Here is a 17,180-nt window from a genome sequence, read left to right as displayed (position 1 = left end):
AACATGCCCGTAGCGATATTTGAATTGCCAGATGGCGCCGAACAGGTGCTGGACGTGCCCGATGACTGGTCGCTGATGGAAGCCGCGCGGCGCGATGGCCTGGAAGGCATCGTCGCCGAATGCGGTGGCGGCGCCATCTGCGGCACCTGCCACGTGCAGGTGGACGCGGATTGGCACGCGCGGCTGGAGCCGCCCGGCATGGCCGAGGAAGCGCTGCTGGAAGTCGTGCCCGAGCGCTGCCCGACCAGCCGACTGTCCTGTCAGGTCATCATGACGCCCGAGCTGGACGGCATCCGCGTGCGCGTGCCGTCATCGCAGCTTGAACTGTAGCCGCGGCGGCGGAACCCCAAGGAGCGACCTTCAAGGAGCCACGGCATGGCCGACAACAAATCCATCAACCTCGTCGATCTGCAACCCGGCGTGCGCGTGCGCATGGCGGGCGGCGCGTTGGCCGAGATCGTCGAGAACCCGCAAGACGGCTTCTGGCTGATCGTCCGTTACCTGGACCATCCTGCCGAGCCCGCGCTGGTCGACGCCGGAGAGCAACAGGTGTTTGCCACCGACGTCGAAGCAATCGAACCCTGACCCCACTGGAGCCCCCCATGAATCAAAAGCCCAAAGTCATCGTCTCCGCGCCCGTGCCGCCGGACCTGCGCGAACGCCTCGCCGAGCAATGCGAAATCGTTGAAGTGCCCACCGGACAGAATCCGGCCGAGGTGCTGGGTGCAGACGAGCGCGCGCAGATCGAAGGCATGGTGTGCACCGTGCGCACCAAGGTCGATCAGGCGTTGCTGGATGCGTTGCCCGCGCTGAAGGTCAGCTCGAACTTCGCCGTGGGGTTCGATAACGTCGACCTGGCGGCAGCGACGCGGCGCAAGGTGCTGATCTGCAATACGCCGGGTGTGCTGGATGGCGCGGTGGCTGATGTGACCATCGGCCTGATGCTGTGCCTGTCGCGCAACCTGGTGGCGGGCGATGCCTTCGTGCGCAGCGGCGCGTGGACCAAGGGCGCCTTTCCGCTGACGCGCGACATCCGCGGCAAGACGCTGGGCCTCTTGGGCATGGGCCGCATCGGCCGTGTCGTGGCGCGCGCGGCGCAGGCCTTCGACATGAAGGTGATCTATCACAACCGCCGCGAGGATCCGCAGGCCGAAGGCCTGGCCACCTATGTGGATCGCGATGAACTTTTCAAGACGTCTGACGTGTTGAGCGTACACATTCCGCTGTCCGCCGAGACGCGCCATTCCATCGGCAAGCGGGAGCTTGAACTGATGAAGCCCACGGCGTACCTCATCAACACCGCGCGCGGACCCGTTATCGACGAAGCCGCACTGGTCGAAGCGCTGCGCGCCGGCACCATTGCGGGCGCGGGGCTGGACGTGATGGAGCAGGAACCGCTGCCGGCAGACAGCCCGTTGTGCGCCTTGCCGAACGTGGTGCTGCAGGCCCACGTGGGCAGCGCCACGCACGAAACGCGTCGCGCGATGATCGATCTGGCGGTGGCCAATCTGATGGATGCGCTGGGCGGCCAGAAGCCGCAGGCCATGGTCAACGCCGAGGTCTGGCAGGCGCGCGCCTGACGGCACTGCGCCGATAGACGCGGCCCCGCCAGGATGGGGCTGACGAGGCGGGACCCGCGCATGCGGCCGGTCCCGCCTTTTCCTATTTCCCGCCGTAATCCACCACGATTCCCGCCTGCTGCGCGACCTCGCTCCAGCGCTTGAACTCCGCCTTGGAGAACGCCTGGAACTGCGCGGCGTCGCGCAACTTGGGTTCAAAACCGGCGTTGATGATGCGGTTCTGGTATTCCGGCGCGGCCAGCCCGGTGACGATGGTGTTCGACAACTGCGCGATGATTGCCGGGTCGACCTGTGCGGGCGCATACATGCCCAACCAGCTCGTCACGTCGAAATCCTTCATGCCCTGTTCCTGCATCGTCGGCACGTTGGGCAACTGCCGCGCGCGGTAGGCGCTGGTCACCGCCAGCGCCTTCAGACGCTTGCCGTCCACCATCGGCAGCGTGGGCGGCAGATTCATGAAACAGAGGTCCAGATCGCCGTTGGCCGTACCCACCAGCGCCTCGCTGGCGCCCTTGTACGGCACGTGATCGAACTTCAGGCCCGTGCGCATGGCAAAGAGTTCGGCCGTCATCTGTGACGAACTGCCGACGCCGTTGCTGCCGTAAAGCGGCTTGCGCTTCGTGGCGCGCAGGTAGTCGATCAGCTCCGGCACCGTATTGGCGGGATGGTCCACGCGCACGACGAGCGCGTTGACGAACTCGGCCACCTGGGCGATGGGAAGCAGTGCGGTGGGGATGTCGATGGGCAGCCCGCGCAGGGTGGCGGGGGGCAGCACGTTGTGGCCCAGGCCCCCGGTGGTCAGGGTGTAGCCGTCAGGCTTGGAGGCGGCGGCGGCCTGCATGCCGATGACGCCACCGGCGCCGGCGCGGTTTTCGATGACCACGCTCTGGCCGTACTTGGCATAGAGCAGGTCGCCGACCAGCCGTCCCGCAAGATCGGTGGCGCTGCCTGGGGTGGATGAGACGATGATCTTGATGACGCGGGACGGATACGCCCCGTTCTGTGCCCAGCTTGCGCCGGTCAGGTGCAGGCCGGCGGCGGCCCCCATCAGCTTCAACGCACTGCGACGTTTCATGACGACTTCCCCTTGGGTTATAGACCTACTGCTTCACGTGCTGCTCCAAAAATGTGATCCGGACTTTGTACGATAAACATATTTCTCGTACGGTACGGGGCACACAAGCGCACGCAAATTGCGGCTAACCCTAGGGGAGTCGTTGCGGGCCTTGCGGCCCGTTTTTTAGCGCACCGGCCAGCCGTACATCAGGCCGCCGTTGCGGTACGAGGCGTTAAGCCCGCGTTCCAGTTTCAGCGGGCTGTTGGGGCCCAGGTTCTTCTCGAAGCTTTCGCCGTAATTGCCGACGGTCTTGATGATGTTGTAGGCCCACTTGTCGTCCACGCCCAGGTTCTTGCCCATGCCCGGCGTCACGCCCAGCAGGCGCTGGATGTTCGGGTTGGTGCTTTTCAGCATCTCGTCCACGTTCTTGGACGTGACGCCGTATTCCTCGGCTTCCAGCATGGCGTTCATGGTCCAGCGGACCAGGTTGAACCACTGCTCGTCACCCTGGCGGACCATGGGGCCGAGCGGTTCCTTCGAAAAGTTCTCCGGCAGGATGTCGTACTTTTCCGGGTTTTCCAGGTTGCTGCGCGCCGCGGCGAGCTGCGACTTGTCGCCGGTGAACGCATCGCAACGGCCGACGGCGAAGGCGCGGATGATCTCGTCCAGGCGCTCGACGACGACCGGCTTGAAGTTGACGTTCTGCGAGCGGAACCAGTCGGCCAGGTTCAGTTCGGTGGTGGTGCCCGGCTGCACGCACACGGTGGCGCCTTCCAGTTCCTTGGCGCTTTTCACGCCCAGGGACTTGTTCACCATGATGCCCTGGCTGTCGTAGTAGTTGACGCCCACGCCGATCAGGCCCAGCGTCGTGTCGCGCGTCAGCGTCAGGGTGGTGTTGCGGGTCAGCACGTCGACTTCGCCGGATTGCAGGGCAGTGAAGCGCTGCACGGCGCTGATCGCCTGGATCTTGGCCTTGGACGCGTCGCCGAACAGGGCGATGGCCAGCGCGCGGCACAGGTCCACGTCCAGGCCGATCCAGCCGCCCTTGCTGTCGTTCACGGAAAAGCCCGCGACGCCCGTGGATACGCCGCAATGGACAAAGCCCTTGCTCTTGACCGCGTCGAAGGTCGCGCCGGCATGGGCGGTCCAGGACGAGATGAACAAGGCGGTTCCTGCCGCAGCCAGTTTGAGTGCTTTCATGGTGTCTCCGCGCAGCGTTGCGCATGTTTATCGCTCAGCCGAAGGCTGAAGTGCGGCGCATAGTACCAGTGGGTCCGGGAGGGAGAATCGGGGAATTCCCCTTAAATCCGAGTGGCGGAATTTGATGCGGAATAGAATCGGGCATGCGCGGCCCATCGCGCCGCGATTGCCCGCGGCCGTCGGCGGGCCGAATACGCCAGACCGCAACCACGCCCGCCTATGAAACAACACGACGATTCCGCTGCGCCGGACGACCGCCCGAGGCGCCCGTTCGCCTTCGTCAAGGACCAGCTGCACGGCACGTGGACCGAGCTGACCCGGGTGAACGCCAGCGACCGTCCCTGGGAAATGCCGCTGGCCGCGGCGCTGTCGTCGGGCCTGCCGCTGATGGTGGGCGCGTACTTCGGCCGCATGGACTACGGGCTGATGTCCAGCCTGGGCGGCATGGTGTTCCTGAGCCTGCCCAACGCCTCGCTGCAGATCCGCATGATGATGCTGCTGGCCGCGTCGTTCGGCATGGTGGCCTGCTACGCGCTGGGCGCGTTGACGCAGTTCTGGCCGACCGCCACCATCGCGGCGCTGACGGTGATAGCCATGGTGGTGAACATGGTGTGCCGTTGCTATCGCCTGGGACCGCCGGGCAGCCTGTTCTTCATCATGGCCACGGCGATTGCCGCGTACACGCCAGGCACCGTCCACGACGTGCCGCTGCGCGTGGGCATGGTGGCGCTGGGCTGCCTGGTTGCGTGCCTGGTGGCTTTTGCGTATTCGCTGCACATGACGCGCGTCGCGCCGCCGCCCGCGCCCATGGATCTGCCCAAGCCGACCTTCGATTTCGTGGTCTACGACTCGGTGATCATCGGCCTTTTCGTCGGTATCTCTTTGCTGGTGGCCGAACTGCTGCAGCTTCAACGGCCCTATTGGGTGCCGGTGAGCTGCCTGGCGATCATCCAGGGCGCCAGCCTTCGCGCGGCGTGGAGCCGGCAGATGCACCGCATCCTGGGCACGGCGGTCGGCCTGTGCGTGGCGTGGGCGCTGCTCAGCCTGCCGCTCAACGTCTGGACGCTGAGCCTGGTGATGATGGCGCTGTCCTTCGGCATCGAGACGCTGGTGGTGCGGCACTACGCCAGTGCGGTGGTGCTGATCACGCCCTTGACCATCTTCCTGGCCGAGGCGCCGCATCTGGGGCAGGGCTATCCCATCGACGTCATTGAGGCGCGCTTTGTGGACACGGTGCTCGGCGCCCTCATCGGCGTGCTGGGCGCGGTGCTGCTGCACAACCAGCGCATCCGTCCCGTGCTGTCGCGATGGATGCGGGCGGTGCTGCCCCGCCGGGTGAATTGACGCCGCCGCGTCAACGCGGCAGCATGGGCTTTCCGAAACCCTGGAGGCACTCATGGATTGTTCTGTCGAAGGTAAGGTCGCGTTCGCCGACGGCCAGTCGTATCACTTCGCGACCGTGGACGCGGCGCTCGCATTCGCGGAATGCGTCAAAACCAGCCAAAATCCAGCGCAGTGCGCCGCCACGCACGGCAGCACCAGTCAGGTCAAGCTTGAGGACGTAGCCGCGCAGGAAGACGCCGAGCGGCGCGAGCAGGATCCGGGGGCGGGTGTGTGAATCGCCTGGTGCGGCGCGGGTGAATGACATCCGCGCCGTCGCGCAGGGGTCAGTCCGCCGCCCCGTCAGCCCCTTCGCCCGCCAGATACGCCTGCACCAATGTGATGATCCGTTCCGCGGTTGGCGACAAGCTGCGGCGGGCGCGGTGGATAACGCTGTAGGTCAGGGGGCCGGACGCCGGATACGGCAGCGGCAAGGGCACGAGCGTCCCTTGCGCCAGCTCGGCGACGATGGCCTCGCGCGTGCAGAACAGCACCACATCGCTCCCCACGGCCACGTCGCGCAGCGCGCTGACGCTATCGCACTCGAAGGCAATCGGCAGTTCATCCACGCCGGCCACTTGATATAGCTTTGCCAGATACTCTCGCGCGCGTTGCGGCAGGTCGGTGGCAGCCAGCCGATATTGCGCCAGGGCGGCACGTAACTTTGGTTTTCGTACCGATTGCAGCGGATGCCCGGCCCGCACGAAAAGACCGCCGTGCTGCGGTGGCAGCGCACGCACGATGAAGTCCGCCGGCGGCGGCAGGCTGTGCGTCACGGCCACGGCAAAGTCCAGCTTGTCCTGCAACAGCTTGTCCAGCAGACGCTGCCAGCTTTCGATTTCCACATGCACGCTCAAACCCGGATGATCGCGTGCCAGGCGGACCAGCAGCGGCGACAGAAACCCCGCCGCCGGAAAGGCCCCGACCCCGAAGCTGACGCGTCCCGTGTCGTGGCCCCTCATCAATTCGGCCTCGCGCCGAAGGGCGAGAACATCGCCCAGGATGCGGCGCGAACGATCGAGCACCATTTTTCCCGCCTGCGTTGGCGTCACGCCGATCGACGCGCGATCCACCAGCACCAGGCCCAACGTCTCTTCAAGGGACTGGATGCTGCGCGTCAGCGCCGACTGCGTCAGATGCAGCCGCTGGGCCGCCCGCGAGAAGTGCCGCTCTTCGGCAAGGACGGAAAAGTGCTGGAGCGAACGTATCGTCAGGCCCATGTATTTTTCTCATCGGAATTGCGCCAAATATGCAATTGATTCGGGTCAGCTGCAAGACTAAAACAGCTTGACCACGGGCCGGCAGCAAATGTTGCAAGCACCCGGGAAAACACCATACAGAGCGATGCGCGGCCCCGCGACACGCCAACCTCGCAGGAGGAGACAACATGAACCGCAAGCCGATATTCCATCTGGCGGGCTGGGCCGCCGCGCTGAGCATGCTGGCCTGTACGGCGGCCGTCGCGGCGCCGTCGCCGCAACCCGACGCCTGGCCTGCTTCGGGCAAGCCGATACGCATGGTCGTGCCGTTTCCGGCGGGGTCAGGGTCGGATTCGCTGGCGCGCATGCTGGCGGCCAAGGTGTCGCAGCAGACCGGCGCTTCAGTCATCATCGACAACAAGCCGGGTGCGGGCACGATGATCGGAGCGCAGGACGTGGCGCGCGCCAAGCCGGACGGCTATACGCTGCTGTACACCATCGTGGTCACGCACACGCAGAATCCGCATCTCTACAAAAAGCTGCCGTACGACCCGGTCAAGGACTTCACACCGGTCCTGCAGGCGGTCAGGTCGGCCACCGTGCTGGTCGCCAACAACAACGCGCCGTTCTCCACAACCGCCGAGCTGATTGCCTACGCCAAAGCGAACCCCGGAAAACTGAACTACGCCTCGTACAGCGCCGGATCGACCTCGCACCTGAATGGCGAGATTCTCAAGATGAAGACGGGCACCGACATCGTCCACGTGCCTTACAAGGGCACCGCCGACGCCAGCCGTGCGCTCTTGGCGGGTGACGTGCAGGTCTACTTCGACGGCACCGCCACGGCGGTCGAGAACGCCCGCGCGGGCAAGGTCAAGCTGCTGGGGCCGGCGACGGACCGGCGCCTGAGCGTGCTGCCCGAACTGCCGACGCTGGAAGAGCAGGGGATCGAGGGCCTGAACATCGTGGGCTGGCAAGGCATCTTCGGTCCGGGCGACATGCCGCCCGCCCTGGCCGAGCGCGTGGCCCAGGTGTTTCGCGCGGCGCTGGAAACCCCGGAAATCACCCAGACCATCCTGTCGCAAGGCAACGAGGTCAGCGGCGCCGGGCCGAAGGAGTTCTCGGCCATCGTGCAGCGCGACAGCGCACGGTGGGGCGACGTGATCCGCCGGATCGGACTGGTATTGGAATAAGGCAGACGGGCCCGTGGGTCCCAGGAGACGACAATGCACGATGTAGTGATACGCGGCGGCACGCTGGTCGACGGTTCGGGCGCCAGCGCCCAGGTGGGCGACCTTGCCATCGACGGCGGCAGGATCGTACAGGCCGGCGGCAAGGCGGGCGCCGCGCGGCGAGAGATCGACGCGGCGGGCGCGCTGGTGACGCCGGGCTGGGTCGACATCCACACCCATTACGACGGCCAGGCGACATGGGACCCGTACCTCAGCCCGTCGACATGGCATGGCGTCACCACCGCCATCATGGGCAACTGCGGGGTGGGCTTTGCGCCGGTGAAGCCCGACCGGCGCGAATGGCTGATCAAGGTGATGGAGGGCGTCGAGGACATTCCGGGCTCGGTGCTGTCGGAAGGCATCGAATGGGATTGGGAAACCTTCCCCGAGTACCTGGATGCGCTGGATCGGCGGCCGAAGGCGCTGGACATCGGGGCGCAGATTCCGCATAGCGCGGTGCGCGCGTACGTGATGGGCGATCGCGCCATTCATCACGATGAGGCCTCGCCCGCCGATCTGCTGGCCATGCGCGAGGTCGTGCGCGCCGCATTGCAGGCGGGCGCGGTCGGCTTCTCGACATCGCGGACCTTCCTGCACAAGTACGACGAGCGCAAGTATCCCCCCGGCACGTTCGCCACCGGCGAAGAAATCAGCGCGCTGGGATCCGTTATGGGCGAGGTCGGCCACGGCGTGTTCCAGATGACGGCCAACCATCCCGCGATGGAGGGCGAGATCCCCTGGCTGGAACAGCTTGCCCGCCACAATCGTCTGCCGGTGCTGTTCAACCTGCAGCAGACTGACGGCGCGCCGGACGTCTGGAAGCAGATCGTGCGCACGCTGGACAAGGCGCGCGATGAAGGCGTGCCGCTCATGGCGGGCATCAGCGGCCGGCCGCTGGGCATCCTGTTCTCCTGGCAGAGCTCGTTGCATCCCTTCATCGCCCATCCGACCTATCAGGCGCTGCACGCGCTGCCCCTGCCGGAAAAGCTCGCGCAGCTGCGCGATCCGCAGGTGCGCCAGAAAATCATGAGCGAGCAGCGCGGCCTGCTGGACCGCCGGGCCGAGACCTTGTTCAGCAGCTTTCACAAAATCTACCGGCTGGGCCAGGATCCCGATTACGAGCCGCTGCCCGAAGACAGCGTCGCGGCCATGGCGGCGCGCACCGGGCGCCCGCCGTTGGAACTGGTGTACGACCTGATGCTGGAGAACGAGGGCCGGGCGATTCTCTACTATCCGTCCTTCAACTACTCATACGAAAACCTCGATCACCTGCACCAGCTGATGCAGCACGCCAACACGGTGAACAGCCTGTCCGACGGCGGCGCGCATTGCGGCTACATCTGCGATGTCAGCATGCCGACCTTCATGCTCAGCCACTGGACCCGAGACCGCCGCCGAGGTCCGCTCCTGCCGCTTGAACACGTGGTACGGCGGCAGACGCGCGACACTGCGCTGGTGTACGGGTTGCACGATCGCGGGCTGTTGCAGCCGGGATTCAAGGCCGACATCAACGTCATCGACCCGGATGCGCTGAAGGTGCATTGCCCGGAAATGGTGTTCGACCTGCCTGGGGGCGGGCGCAGGCTGGTGCAGCGTGCCGATGGCTACGCGGCCACGCTGGTCAATGGCCTGCCTATCTTCGCGCACGGCCAGGCGACGGGCGAGTTGCCGGGCAAGCTGCTGCGGGGCGCCGCTACACAACGGACCTGAGCATCCGGGCATTCCCGAATATATTGGTTGCTCCGATTAATCCACTGGAATTTCTCATTTGTGGCGCAGGATTGCGCTCCCTATGATCGGCAGGGTTGCTTCACCGGCAACACGAGAATCAAGGGGAAAAAATGAAAAAGTGGAAACTGGCCGGCGCGGCGCTGGCCGTCATGTCTTGCGCGGCCACGGCGTCAGCCGCTGAGCCCGCCTATCCGAAAGGCCCGGTCACGCTGGTTGTTCCGTTCGCGCCGGGCGGGTCGACCGACGTGATCGGACGGCTGCTGGCCGAGCGGCTGGCGGTGGCGCTCAAGCAGCCGGTGGTGGTTGAAAACCGCTCCGGTGCGGGCGGCAACATCGGCGCGGCCATGGTGGCCAAGTCCGCACCCGATGGCCAGACACTGCTTTTTGGCACGACGGGCATCCTGGCCATCAACGAGTTCCTGTACAGCAACCCGGGCTACAAAGCCGACCGGGACCTCAAGCCGGTGGCGTACACCGCGTCCATCAGCAATGTGCTGATCGTGAACAACGACCTGCCGGTGTCCAGCGTGGACGACCTGATCAAGCTGGCCAAGGCCAACCCCGGCAAGTATTCCTTCGCGTCGTCGGGCGCGGGCAGCTCCACCCACCTGTCCGGCGAACTGTTCAAGAACATGGCGGGCGTCGACCTGATGCACGTGCCCTACAAGGGCAGCGGCCAGGCGCTGGTGGATCTGGTGGGCGGCCAGATCAACATGATCTTCGACAATGCCCCGTCGGCCGTGCCGCTGGCGCAATCCGGCAAGGTCAAGGCGCTGGCCGTGACCAGCACCAAGCCGCTGTCGGTCTTGCCGGGCGTGCCGCCGCTGACCGAGGCGGGCCTGAAAGGGTACGAGTCCTTGTCCTGGACCGGCGTGGTCGTGCCCGCCGGCACGCCGCAGTCCGTGGTGGACCGGCTCAACAAGGAAGTCAACGCGATCCTGGCCGACGAGGGCGTGCGCAAGAAGCTCACCGAATTGGGCGCGCAGGCCACGGGCGGCTCGCCCCAGGACTTCAGCGCGCACATCGAAGCCGAGCGCGCCAAATGGGGCAAGCTGGTGAAGGAAGCGAAGATCGCCGCGCAGTAGCCACCGGCTTTGGGTGTCCACCACCCGTGCACAAGGAGTCAGACACCGGTGGTGGATTTCGTAGGACTGTTTCCGGTGTCAGACACCAGCAGACGCGGTCTTCCTGGTCCTTTTTCCCGACACCTTTACCCCCGCCGGAACGGGCTTTTCGTTGATCACGTCCCGCATGTACTGCAGGAACAGCTCGGAACTCGCCGACAGCGACCGCAATCGGCGCGTGATCAAACAGACCTCGCGCGATAACCGGGGCGAACTCAATTCCCGAAACACGAACGTCCCCGGTTCGCACCCGCGCATCTGCGGCGGCGCGATGGAGCTGGCCGCCAGCGCCGGCAGGATCGAATAGCGGCCGCCGCCGCGCAGGATGGCGTGCAATGACGAGGTGCGCGACACCTCGTCATGCTGCTGCTCGAAAAATCCCGGCTTGCCCGCGTGTGCGCGCAGGAATGCGCCGATGCCCGTGTCTTCAGTGAAACCGACGTACTCGGCCGGGTCCAGGTCTGCCCACTTCAGCGGCCGGGCGCCTTGCGCGTACGGATACGACGCCGCGCAGATCACGCCGTAGCGGTCCTCGAACAGTGGCGTGTAGACCAGCTCGTCAAAGCCATGGTGCGAGGTCGAAATCGCAAAATCGATGTCGCCGTTGGCGATCATCTTTTCCACCTGTTCCGAGCCGGCATCGTGCAGCGAGAACGTGATCTTGGGATAGGCCTGCCGGAACGCCGCGATGGCGTCGCCGAGGAAATAGTTGGTGACCGACGCCACCACCGCGATACGCACATGCCCCTGACGGCCTTGCGACAGGGCTTCCAGGTCGCTCAGCGCGCCGTCGAACTGGCTGAGGATGCGTTCGGCCTCGGCCTTGAAGCGAGCGGCCTCTGGCGTCATCGCCACGCGCCGCGTGCTGCGGTCGAACAGCTTGACCCCCACTGCGTCCTCGAACTGCTGAATCGTCGCTGTCAGCGATGACTGCGTAAGGAACAGTTGCGACGCGGCCACGGTGAACGAACCCGTGTTGGCCACTGCCACGAAGCTGCGGAAGTGCCGCAGGGTGATGCTGCGTTTGGTCGTCATGCTCCGCACCGATCGATATATTGGTGAAACCGAATAATAAGCAAAAACCAACAATTTGTAGTGAAGAAAACCGCGCTCTAGAATTTCTGTCGACCTGGCGCGTTGCGCCGTCGTCACGGCACGAAACAGGGAGCGAAGTGAAATGAACACGGCGGGCGTATTGCAGATCGAATCGATGCGGGACCGGTGTTCCGACGCGGAGTGGCAGGCGCGGGTCGACCTGGCCGCCTGCTATCGGCTGGTGCACCTGTATGGCATGTCCGACATGATGGCCAACCACATCTCGGCGCGGGTGCCTGGGGAAGACGGCGCGTTCCTGATCAACGCCTACGGCATGATGTACGAAGAAATCACCGCGTCCAGCCTGATCAAGGTGGACCATGCCGGCGCGGTGCTGTCCAAACCCGATTTCGGCACGCTAGGCTACGGCGTGAACAAGGCCGGCTACGTGATTCATAGCGCGATCCATGCCGCGCGACCCGAGGTGGCGTGCGTGATCCACACCCATAGTTGGGCGTCGATGGCGGTGTCGGCGCTGGAGTGCGGCCTTTTGCCGCTCACCCAGACCGCCATGCGTTTTCTGAAGATCGGCTACCACGACTACCAGGGCGTCGTTCTGGACCTGGCCGAACAGGAATCCCTGACCGCCGACCTGGGCGGCGGCGAAGCGCTCATCCTGCGTAACCATGGCGCGCTGACGGTGGGCAACAGCGTGGGCGAAGCCTTCAATTGGATGCACCGGCTGGAACTGGCCTGCCGCACGCAGCTTGCGGCGATGGCCGCCAACTCGCCGCTGGCTCGCGTGGCCGAACCGGTGCTGCAGGAGACCTGGAACAACTATCAGCCCGGCACGCGGCGCCCATATGGCGTCATGGAGTGGCCCGCGTTGCTACGCAAGCTGTACCGCATGGATCCGTCGTTCCGAACCTGAGACCGCCCACATGAGCACACAACACCCCTTGCGCATCCTCATGTCCGCATCGACCCGGGACCGGATCGGCGACGCCGTTGCCCAGGCCTTGGAAGGCCGCCCGTTCGAACCCGTCGTTGCGGCGCAGACGCACGGCAAAGAGCCGGTGGACGTGGACGTCGCGTTCATCTCGCGCGACGTGACCGGCCTGTCGACGAAGCATCGCGTCCTGGAACCCCTTGAGGCTTTCTACGTCACGCTGCGCCGGTCGCCCAAGCTGGCCTGGGTGCACGTGCATTCGGCAGGCGCCGACCGGCCGATCTTTGGGGAATTGACGTCGCGCGGCGTGCGCGTCACCACCTCGACCGGCGCCAACGCGCAGGTGGTGGCCCAGACCGCGCTGGCCGCGATCCTGTCGTTGGCGCGCGAGTTTCCGCGTCTGTTCGACGCCCAGCGCGCGCGGACCTGGACGCCGCTGATCGGGGGGCTGCTGCCGCGCGACCTGGCCGGCCAGACCGCCGTGATCGTGGGCTGGGGGCCGATCGGCCAGACACTTGCCGGGTATCTGCGGATGCTGGGCCTGAACGTCATCGCCGTGCGCAGCGCGGCCACGCCGTCCGCCGATGGCGTCGAGACCTATGCCTTCGAGGACCTGGCGCGCATTGCCGGCCGCGCCGACTGGCTGGTGCTGGCCTGCCCCTTGAGCGATCGCACACGCGGTCTGGTAAGCGCCCGTGTGCTCGCCGCCATGGCGCCGCACGCGCGTCTGGTCAACGTGGCGCGCGGCGAGATCGTGGCTGAAGCCGATCTGATCGAAGCCCTGCGCGCCAAGACGCTGGCCGGCGCCTATCTGGACGTGTTCGAACACGAACCGCTGGATGCCGAGTCGCCCTTATGGACGCTTCCGAATGTCTTCGCCACGCCGCATTCGGCGGGCCACTCGGATGGCAACGAGGCGCGCGTCGACCGGATATTTCTTGATCATCTGCGGCAATGGCGGCAGTGACGCCCGCCTGATTCCGTTCGCAGTCCACCGCTTGCGACCCCCCAACATCCAGGACCCTTCATGATCCAGACCGCCGCGCGCATCCAGCGCATCAAACCTTCGCCCAGTTCCATGGCGGGCCAGCGCGCCCGCGAGCTGCGCGCCACCGGCCGCGACATCGTCGCGCTGACGGCCGGCGAGCCTGACTTCGATACGCCCGACAACGTCACGCAGGCCGTCGTGCGCGCGATGGCGCAGTCGCGCACCAAGTACACCGACGTGGGCGGCACGCCTGAACTGAAAGCCGCGATCCGCGAGAAGTTCCGCCGCGACAATGGCCTGGACTACGCCACCGGCGAAATCATTGTCGGCAACGGCGGCAAGCAGATCATCTTCAACGCGCTGCTCGCCACCGTCGAAGAGGGCGACGAGGTCATCGTACCCACGCCGTACTGGGTGTCGTACCCCGATATCGTGCTGCTTGCGGGCGGCACGCCGGTCTTCGTGGCCTGCCCGCCCGCGAAGGGGTTCAAGCTGCAGCCTGCCGACCTGGACAAGGCGATCACGCCGCGCACGCGCTGGGTGATCCTGAACGGGCCCAACAACCCGAGCGGCGCGGCGTATTCGCGCGAAGAGCTGCTGGCGCTGGCCGAAGTGCTGCGACGCCATCCGCACGTCTGGCTGATGACCGACGACATCTACGAGCACATCCTGTATGACGGCCGGCAGTTCGCCACCATGGCGCAGGCGGCCTCCGACCTCAAGGCGCGCACGCTGACCATCAACGGCGTGTCCAAGGCCTATGCGATGACCGGCTGGCGCATCGGTTACGGGGCGGCGCCGGCCGACCTGATCAAAGCGATGACCAAGCTGCAGTCGCAGAGCACATCCAATCCCTCTTCGATCAGCCAGGCGGCCGCGCAGGAAGCGTTGTCGGGGCCGCAGGATTTCATGGCCGAACGAACCCGCATCTTCCAAGCGCGCCGCGACATGATCGTGGCCAGCCTGAACCGCATCGATGGCATCGACTGCCATGTGCCGGAAGGCGCGTTCTACGTGTTTCCGTCGTGCGAAGGGTTGCTGGGCAGGACGACGCCCGCGGGCAGGCAGCTAAAGACCGACGAGGACTTCATCATGTACCTGCTGGACGAGGAGAACCTGGCGGTGCTGCAAGGCGCGGCGTACGGCGTGTCCCCGTTCTTCCGGATCTCGTACGCGGCGTCGATGGAACAGTTGGAAGAGGGTTGCGCGCGCATCAAGCGCGCCTGCGCGAAGCTGGGATAAGCCGTGGGCGCGGGCGTTGACCCCCGGTGACTAGGCAGCCGCCCCGCAATACGGGCAGTCGGACTCGCCGGGCGGTACAGGGGCCGTCCGCCCGGGGGCCGGCTTTCCCGCAGCGGGCCGCGCGTGAGCGGGCATGGCGGTCGAGGCCTCCCCGCCGTGCTCGCCATGAAAACACTCGTGCGCCAGCCACTGGCTCAGCCGCTCGTAGCTTTCCATGTTGCTGCGCCAGTTCGGCGCGCAAAGATAATAGCCAAGCGGGCTTTCAAAGGTGCGATCGAAAATGTCCACCAGTTGCCCGGTGGCCAATTCCTTTTCGATCAGGCAGTGCGGCATCAGCGCCACGCCAAAGCCGGACGACGCGGCCTGGATAATCATCGAAAACAGATTGAAGCCGGGGCCAAAACGGGCGCGGTCATAATCGCCCAGGTACGTCGAAAACCAGTATTCCCAGGACAGCGGAATCTCGATGTGCTGCAGCAGCGTGCACTGCTTGATGTCTTCCAGGCTGCTGATCGGATGCTGGTCCAGGTATTCCCGCGAGCACACCAGGCGGGTTTCGCGTCCAGTCAGGTACTTGGCGGCGCCGTCGTGCCAGTCGCCGTATCCATACTGAATGGAGGCATCGAAATCCAGCTCGGTGCTTTTGTAATCCGCGACGCTGTAACGCACGAAATTGATGGAGATGTCCGGGTTGACCTCGCGAAACGTCTTCAATCGCGGAAACAGCCATTGCGCCGCAAAGGTGGGCGCGGCCGAGACGTTCAGGGATTTTGCGGACTGCTGCGTCGCCATGACCTGCGACGTGGCGCTTTCCAGCGTATGCAACGCCGGCCGGATCAAGCTGAGATACGTGGCGCCCATGCGCGTCAGCTGCAACCCGTTCGTACCCCGAATGAACAGCGCGTGGCCCAGATAGCTTTCCAGCGTGGCGATATGCCGGCTGATGGCGCTTTGCGTGACGAACAGTTCCTTGCCCGCCTTCGAGAAAGACAGATGCCGTGCGGCCGCGGAAAACGCGTTCAATTCGGACAGGGTGGGGCAGCGGCGTCTCATAGGGGGGTATGAGTAAAGCTCATAAGGCTCTTCAAATTTGTGTCGAACGCATAGGGGGAGACCCGGTATCGGACCCCGGAATTGTACCGGTAGAGTTCGGCATGCCGCGATTTCCCGGCGTTTTGAACTGTTTACGTGGTCGATTTATGAATCCGGTTGTCATCAAGAATTGCAGGATCCTCAATACCCGAACCTTGGCCCTCGAAGCCGCCTCGACCGTGCTGGTCGAGGATGGGGTCATCACCCGCATCGCCGCCGACGCAACGGCGCCGGCCGATGCGCAGGTGGTGGATGCCAAGGGCATGACCTTGATGCCCGGCATGATCGACTGCCACGTGCACGTGGTGGCATCGTCGTTCAACCTGGGCCGCGTCGCGGCCCTGCCCAACGCGCTGGCGCTGCTGCGCGCGCTGCCCATCATGCAGGGCATGCTGGACCGCGGCTTCACCTCGGTGCGTGACGCCGGCGGCGCGGACTGGGCGCTGGCGCAGGCCGTGCTGGACGGCACCATCGATGGCCCGCGTCTCTTCTGCTCGGGCAAGGCCCTGTCGCAGACCGGCGGCCACGGCGACTTCCGCCAGCGTAACGACGAACTGGATCCCTGCCCGTGCTCGGTCAAGATCGGCAACATCGGCCGCGTGGTCGACGGCGTCGACAACTGCCGCCTGGCCGTACGCGAGGAAATCCTCAAGGGCGCCACGCAGATCAAGGTCATGGCGTCCGGCGGCGTGGCTTCGCCCAACGATCCCATCCAGAACCTGGGCTTCTCCGAAGCCGAGCTGATCGCCATTGTGGAAGAGGCCAGCAACGCCAACACCTACGTGATGGCCCACGCCTACACCCCGCGCGCCATCACGCGTGCCGTGCGCTGCGGCGTGCGCACCATCGAGCACGGCAACCTCGTCGACCGCGAGGCGGCCGAGGTCATGAAGGAACACGGCGCCTACATGGTGCCCACGCTGATCACCTACGAAGGCCTGGCCAATGACGGCGAGCGCTATGGCCTGCCGCTGGACTCGGTCAAGAAGATCGCCACCGTGCGCACGCAAGGCCTGACCGCGCTGGAGATCCTGGACGAAGTGGGCGTGAAGATGGGCTACGGCAGCGACCTGCTGGGCGAAACCCACTACATGCAGTCCGATGAACTTGTGCTGCGCAGCCGCGTGCTGGGCAACGCCAAGGTCATCCAGCAAGCCACGCTGATCGGCGCCGAGATCCTGAACCAGGAAGGCCTGCTGGGCGAAGTCTGCGAAGGCGCCTACGCCGACCTGCTGCTGATCGACGGCAATCCGCTGGACGACATCGAACTGCTGACCAAGCCAGACTCGATCAAGCTCATCATGAACCGCGGCCTGCTGCACAAGAACGCCTGCTGACGTTCGCCCGCTTCGTTCCCCTCTTCTTTACTCC

General features: G+C 65.4%; 17 protein-coding genes. 12 read left to right on the top strand and 5 right to left on the bottom strand.

All coding sequences use genetic code 11. The features are described from left to right. The first annotated feature begins 3 nt into the window (after positions 1 to 3). From B3446_RS10485 to B3446_RS10475, 3 genes are read left to right on the top strand one after another with little or no spacing between them, the layout of a single operon-like run. The gene (locus B3446_RS10485) at positions 4 to 330 is read left to right on the top strand and encodes a 2Fe-2S iron-sulfur cluster-binding protein (protein ID WP_056324760.1); all 327 of its coding nucleotides are present in this window, start codon (positions 4 to 6) and stop codon (positions 328 to 330) included. A 45-nt stretch (positions 331 to 375) separates the two neighbouring features. Continuing rightward, the gene (locus B3446_RS10480; protein WP_056324762.1) at positions 376 to 585 is read left to right on the top strand and encodes a hypothetical protein; all 210 of its coding nucleotides are present in this window, start codon (positions 376 to 378) and stop codon (positions 583 to 585) included. A gap of 17 nt (positions 586 to 602) precedes the next feature. Beyond that, on the top strand, positions 603 to 1,580 hold the full coding sequence (locus tag B3446_RS10475) for a 2-hydroxyacid dehydrogenase (protein WP_291380710.1): 978 nt from the start codon (positions 603 to 605) through the stop codon (positions 1,578 to 1,580). A gap of 82 nt (positions 1,581 to 1,662) precedes the next feature. Here B3446_RS10475 and B3446_RS10470 read toward each other — a convergent pair whose 3' ends face one another. Both B3446_RS10470 and B3446_RS10465 read right to left on the bottom strand, forming a co-directional pair. Next, complete coding sequence (locus B3446_RS10470; RefSeq protein WP_291380709.1) at positions 1,663 to 2,655, bottom strand: Bug family tripartite tricarboxylate transporter substrate binding protein; 993 nt, start codon at positions 2,653 to 2,655, stop codon at positions 1,663 to 1,665. A 165-nt stretch (positions 2,656 to 2,820) separates the two neighbouring features. Continuing rightward, positions 2,821 to 3,837, bottom strand: a complete 1,017-nt coding sequence (locus tag B3446_RS10465) for an amino acid ABC transporter substrate-binding protein (RefSeq protein ID WP_191578642.1) — start codon at positions 3,835 to 3,837, stop codon at positions 2,821 to 2,823. 219 nt (positions 3,838 to 4,056) lie between these two features. Between B3446_RS10465 and B3446_RS10460 the strand changes: the two genes are divergently transcribed. Both B3446_RS10460 and B3446_RS10455 read left to right on the top strand, forming a co-directional pair. Beyond that, on the top strand, positions 4,057 to 5,181 hold the full coding sequence (locus B3446_RS10460; RefSeq protein ID WP_291380706.1) for an FUSC family protein: 1,125 nt from the start codon (positions 4,057 to 4,059) through the stop codon (positions 5,179 to 5,181). A 52-nt stretch (positions 5,182 to 5,233) separates the two neighbouring features. Continuing rightward, positions 5,234 to 5,455 (top strand): hypothetical protein, encoded by a 222-nt coding sequence (locus B3446_RS10455; protein ID WP_191578640.1) that lies wholly within the window; start codon positions 5,234 to 5,236, stop codon positions 5,453 to 5,455. A 49-nt stretch (positions 5,456 to 5,504) separates the two neighbouring features. Here the strand turns inward: B3446_RS10455 and B3446_RS10450 are convergent, their stop codons facing one another. Then, positions 5,505 to 6,437, bottom strand: coding sequence for a LysR family transcriptional regulator (locus B3446_RS10450; protein WP_191578639.1), 933 nt, complete (start codon positions 6,435 to 6,437; stop codon positions 5,505 to 5,507). A 167-nt stretch (positions 6,438 to 6,604) separates the two neighbouring features. On the opposite strand from B3446_RS10450, the gene B3446_RS10445 reads away from it, so the two are divergent. The 3 genes from B3446_RS10445 (at position 6,605) to B3446_RS10435 (ending at position 10,464) form a co-directional block, all read left to right on the top strand. Then, positions 6,605 to 7,609 (top strand): Bug family tripartite tricarboxylate transporter substrate binding protein, encoded by a 1,005-nt coding sequence (locus B3446_RS10445; protein WP_291380703.1) that lies wholly within the window; start codon positions 6,605 to 6,607, stop codon positions 7,607 to 7,609. A gap of 33 nt (positions 7,610 to 7,642) precedes the next feature. Next, a complete protein-coding gene (locus tag B3446_RS10440; protein WP_191578637.1) occupies positions 7,643 to 9,358 on the top strand; it encodes an N-acyl-D-amino-acid deacylase family protein in 1,716 nt (571 codons plus the stop codon). 131 nt (positions 9,359 to 9,489) lie between these two features. Continuing rightward, on the top strand, positions 9,490 to 10,464 hold the full coding sequence (locus tag B3446_RS10435; RefSeq protein ID WP_291380700.1) for a Bug family tripartite tricarboxylate transporter substrate binding protein: 975 nt from the start codon (positions 9,490 to 9,492) through the stop codon (positions 10,462 to 10,464). A gap of 78 nt (positions 10,465 to 10,542) precedes the next feature. On the opposite strand, the gene B3446_RS10430 is transcribed toward B3446_RS10435, so the two are convergent. Then, on the bottom strand, positions 10,543 to 11,538 hold the full coding sequence (locus B3446_RS10430; protein WP_291380698.1) for a LysR family transcriptional regulator: 996 nt from the start codon (positions 11,536 to 11,538) through the stop codon (positions 10,543 to 10,545). A 142-nt stretch (positions 11,539 to 11,680) separates the two neighbouring features. On the opposite strand from B3446_RS10430, the gene B3446_RS10425 reads away from it, so the two are divergent. The 3 genes from B3446_RS10425 to B3446_RS10415 are packed head-to-tail and all read left to right on the top strand — an operon-like array spanning position 11,681 to position 14,717. Further along, on the top strand, positions 11,681 to 12,469 hold the full coding sequence (locus B3446_RS10425) for a class II aldolase/adducin family protein (RefSeq protein ID WP_291380696.1): 789 nt from the start codon (positions 11,681 to 11,683) through the stop codon (positions 12,467 to 12,469). Positions 12,470 to 12,479: 10 nt separating this feature from the next. Beyond that, positions 12,480 to 13,454: a D-2-hydroxyacid dehydrogenase gene (locus B3446_RS10420; RefSeq protein WP_191578634.1), complete on the top strand. Its 975-nt coding sequence runs from the start codon at positions 12,480 to 12,482 to the stop codon at positions 13,452 to 13,454. 60 nt (positions 13,455 to 13,514) lie between these two features. Beyond that, complete coding sequence (locus B3446_RS10415; protein WP_291380693.1) at positions 13,515 to 14,717, top strand: pyridoxal phosphate-dependent aminotransferase; 1,203 nt, start codon at positions 13,515 to 13,517, stop codon at positions 14,715 to 14,717. Positions 14,718 to 14,747: 30 nt separating this feature from the next. On the opposite strand, the gene B3446_RS10410 is transcribed toward B3446_RS10415, so the two are convergent. Further along, complete coding sequence (locus B3446_RS10410) at positions 14,748 to 15,740, bottom strand: LysR substrate-binding domain-containing protein (RefSeq protein WP_409558250.1); 993 nt, start codon at positions 15,738 to 15,740, stop codon at positions 14,748 to 14,750. Positions 15,741 to 15,916: 176 nt separating this feature from the next. Here B3446_RS10410 and B3446_RS10405 point away from each other — a divergent pair, with 176 nt between their 5' ends. After that, on the top strand, positions 15,917 to 17,146 hold the full coding sequence (locus tag B3446_RS10405; RefSeq protein WP_175184796.1) for a metal-dependent hydrolase family protein: 1,230 nt from the start codon (positions 15,917 to 15,919) through the stop codon (positions 17,144 to 17,146). Positions 17,147 to 17,180: the final 34 nt, after the last annotated feature.

Origin of the sequence: Achromobacter sp. UBA5777, assembly GCF_002418565.1 — a bacterium.
In the GTDB taxonomy this organism is placed as follows: domain Bacteria; phylum Pseudomonadota; class Gammaproteobacteria; order Burkholderiales; family Burkholderiaceae_B; genus Achromobacter; species Achromobacter animicus.
The sequence above is the reverse complement of the archived record's forward strand: the minus strand, read 5'-3'. Positions and strand labels throughout refer to the sequence as shown.

What these genes read in the sequence shown, in the direction of transcription:
- B3446_RS10485 (WP_056324760.1), top strand. Translation starts at nt 4, where the DNA reads ATGCCCGTAGCGATATTTGAATTGCCAGATGGCGCCGAACAGGTGCTG.
- B3446_RS10480 (WP_056324762.1), top strand. Translation starts at nt 376, where the DNA reads ATGGCCGACAACAAATCCATCAACCTCGTCGATCTGCAACCCGGCGTG.
- B3446_RS10475 (WP_291380710.1), top strand. Translation starts at nt 603, where the DNA reads ATGAATCAAAAGCCCAAAGTCATCGTCTCCGCGCCCGTGCCGCCGGAC.
- B3446_RS10470 (WP_291380709.1), bottom strand. Translation starts at nt 2,655, where the DNA reads ATGAAACGTCGCAGTGCGTTGAAGCTGATGGGGGCCGCCGCCGGCCTG.
- B3446_RS10465 (WP_191578642.1), bottom strand. Translation starts at nt 3,837, where the DNA reads ATGAAAGCACTCAAACTGGCTGCGGCAGGAACCGCCTTGTTCATCTCG.
- B3446_RS10460 (WP_291380706.1), top strand. Translation starts at nt 4,057, where the DNA reads ATGAAACAACACGACGATTCCGCTGCGCCGGACGACCGCCCGAGGCGC.
- B3446_RS10455 (WP_191578640.1), top strand. Translation starts at nt 5,234, where the DNA reads ATGGATTGTTCTGTCGAAGGTAAGGTCGCGTTCGCCGACGGCCAGTCG.
- B3446_RS10450 (WP_191578639.1), bottom strand. Translation starts at nt 6,437, where the DNA reads ATGGGCCTGACGATACGTTCGCTCCAGCACTTTTCCGTCCTTGCCGAA.
- B3446_RS10445 (WP_291380703.1), top strand. Translation starts at nt 6,605, where the DNA reads ATGAACCGCAAGCCGATATTCCATCTGGCGGGCTGGGCCGCCGCGCTG.
- B3446_RS10440 (WP_191578637.1), top strand. Translation starts at nt 7,643, where the DNA reads ATGCACGATGTAGTGATACGCGGCGGCACGCTGGTCGACGGTTCGGGC.
- B3446_RS10435 (WP_291380700.1), top strand. Translation starts at nt 9,490, where the DNA reads ATGAAAAAGTGGAAACTGGCCGGCGCGGCGCTGGCCGTCATGTCTTGC.
- B3446_RS10430 (WP_291380698.1), bottom strand. Translation starts at nt 11,538, where the DNA reads ATGACGACCAAACGCAGCATCACCCTGCGGCACTTCCGCAGCTTCGTG.
- B3446_RS10425 (WP_291380696.1), top strand. Translation starts at nt 11,681, where the DNA reads ATGAACACGGCGGGCGTATTGCAGATCGAATCGATGCGGGACCGGTGT.
- B3446_RS10420 (WP_191578634.1), top strand. Translation starts at nt 12,480, where the DNA reads ATGAGCACACAACACCCCTTGCGCATCCTCATGTCCGCATCGACCCGG.
- B3446_RS10415 (WP_291380693.1), top strand. Translation starts at nt 13,515, where the DNA reads ATGATCCAGACCGCCGCGCGCATCCAGCGCATCAAACCTTCGCCCAGT.
- B3446_RS10405 (WP_175184796.1), top strand. Translation starts at nt 15,917, where the DNA reads ATGAATCCGGTTGTCATCAAGAATTGCAGGATCCTCAATACCCGAACC.